Origin of the sequence: Kineococcus indalonis, assembly GCF_009906395.1 — a bacterium.
GTDB lineage: Bacteria > Actinomycetota > Actinomycetes > Actinomycetales > Kineococcaceae > Kineococcus > Kineococcus indalonis.
In genome coordinates, this window is record NZ_JAAALM010000666.1 from 1 (window position 1) to 1,825 (window position 1,825).

Below are 1,825 nucleotides of genomic sequence, written 5' to 3' on the forward strand. Positions count from 1 at the left end.
GCACCACGAGCGCGGCGGGCAGCGAGCGCCACGAGGCGACCTCCACCGCGGCCACGGAGGCGGGGTCCACCCCCAGCGCGGCCGCGCACCCCAGGGCGCACTCGGCGGCGGGGCGCTGGGACTCGTCGGGCACGGCGGCCGGCGCGCCCGGCGCCGCGGGGGCGGCGAGCGTGTCGCGCTCGGGCTCCCCCCCGGAGCGGGCCCCCGAGGGCTGCCCGCCCGTGCCGGTGGGGTCCTCCAGCAGGGCGGAGCCGGCGGCGAGCAGGGCGGCCTCGTCGGCGTAGTCGGCGTCGCTGCGCAGCACGGGCGCACCGGCCGCGCTCGCGGCGGCGGGAGCGTCCGCCGCGGAGCCCGCGCCGGAGGACCCCGACCCGGAGGACCCGCCGAGCCCGCCCTGCTGCACCACGGCGCCCACCCCGGCGACCAGCAGGCCGGCCGCGGCGACGGGGACCAGGGCGCGGCGCCAGCGCGCCGCGCGGGCGCGGCGGTGCTGCCCCAGGGAGGCCACCCGCGCGCCGCCGTCCAGCCCGGCGGCCTGCTCGCCGTCCAGCTCCGCGCGGGCCCGGGCCAGCGCCTCCTCCACGCGCGCGACCACGTCGGCGGGCATCGGCCCGGCCGCGCCCGCGGAGGCGCGCAGCAGCTCCCGCACGCGCTCCTCCTCCGGCGGCAGCGGGCCCCCGCCCGCCGGGCCCCCGGTTCCGCTCACCCCGCACCCCCCACGACGTCCCTCGCGCACCGACCCGTCCTGTGACGCGCCCGCGCGCTCACGGGTTCCCGCCCGGGCCCGGCTCCCCGCCGCGCAGCAGCGCCGCCAGCGCGGTGCGCCCGCGCGAGCAGCGCGACTTCACGGTGCCCACGGCCACGCCGAGGACCTGCGCGGCCTCGGCCACCGGCACGTCGTACATGTCGACGAGCACCAGCGCCGCGCGCTGCGCCTGCGGCAGCAGCGCCAGCGCGCGCGCGACGTCCAGGCGGGCCTCCACGGCCGGGGCGCCGTCGCCGGTGACGGCCAGCGCGGCGGCGCCGCGCGGGGCGTCGCCCTCGGCGCCGGCGCCCTCCTCCAGCGGCCGGGTGGGCCGCGCGGCGCGGCGGCGGGCGCGGTCCAGGCAGGCGTTGACGACGATGCGGTGCAGCCACGTCGTCACCGCGGACTCCCCGCGGAAGCGGTGCGCGGCGCGCAGCGCGGAGACCAGGGCGTCCTGGACGGCGTCGGCGGCCTCCTCGCGGTCGCCGGTGGTGCGCAGCGCCACCGCCCACAGCCGGTCGCGGTGCCGGCGCACCACCTCGCCGAAGGCGTCGGGGTCGCCGGCGACGTGCGCGGCGAGCAGCTCGGCGTCGGTGCGCGGGTCCTCCGCGCCGCTCACGGGGCGGCGGGCGTGCCCAGCACCCGCACGTCGCCGACCGCGACGCGGAACTCGCCGTCGACGGTGGCGGCACGCGTGAACCACAGCAGCAGCTGGCGGGTGCGCGCCGGGGCGGGCGGCGCCAGCACCTGCGCCCCGCCCGCGGGGGACTGCGCCAGCACGGTGGAGCCGGCCAGCGGGTCCGGGCCGCCGGGGGTGCTGCGCAGCTCCACGGCGCCGCCCTCGCCGCCGCCGGTCAGCTCCACGGAGGTGACGTCGACGTCCGCGCCGAGGTCCAGCACCAGGCCCACGCCGCCCTTGAGGCCGCCGAAGACGGCGCTGTCGTACCGCTCGCTGCTCCAGGCCGTGGCCGGGTCGCCGTCGGTGACCGGGGCGGTGCTCCCGCCCTCGGAGCCGTCGCCCTCGGGGTCCGCGGCCAGCACCCCGGCCACCGGCACGGGCGCCGGCGCCGGCGCCGGCAC

The 1,825-nt window shown here is 82.7% G+C and carries 1 protein-coding gene and 2 pseudogenes; all 3 read right to left on the minus strand.

Annotated elements, in window-relative coordinates; all coding sequences use genetic code 11:
* Positions 1 to 706, minus strand: a pseudogene (locus tag GTR00_RS20065) (hypothetical protein); the annotation flags it as partial.
* Positions 707 to 764: 58 nt separating this feature from the next.
* Positions 765 to 1,364, minus strand: a complete 600-nt coding sequence (gene sigM / locus GTR00_RS20070; protein ID WP_166613305.1) for an RNA polymerase sigma factor SigM — start codon at positions 1,362 to 1,364, stop codon at positions 765 to 767.
* Positions 1,361 to 1,825: pseudogene (locus GTR00_RS20075) on the minus strand (hypothetical protein); the annotation flags it as partial. The gene sigM and the pseudogene GTR00_RS20075, both read right to left, overlap by 4 nt.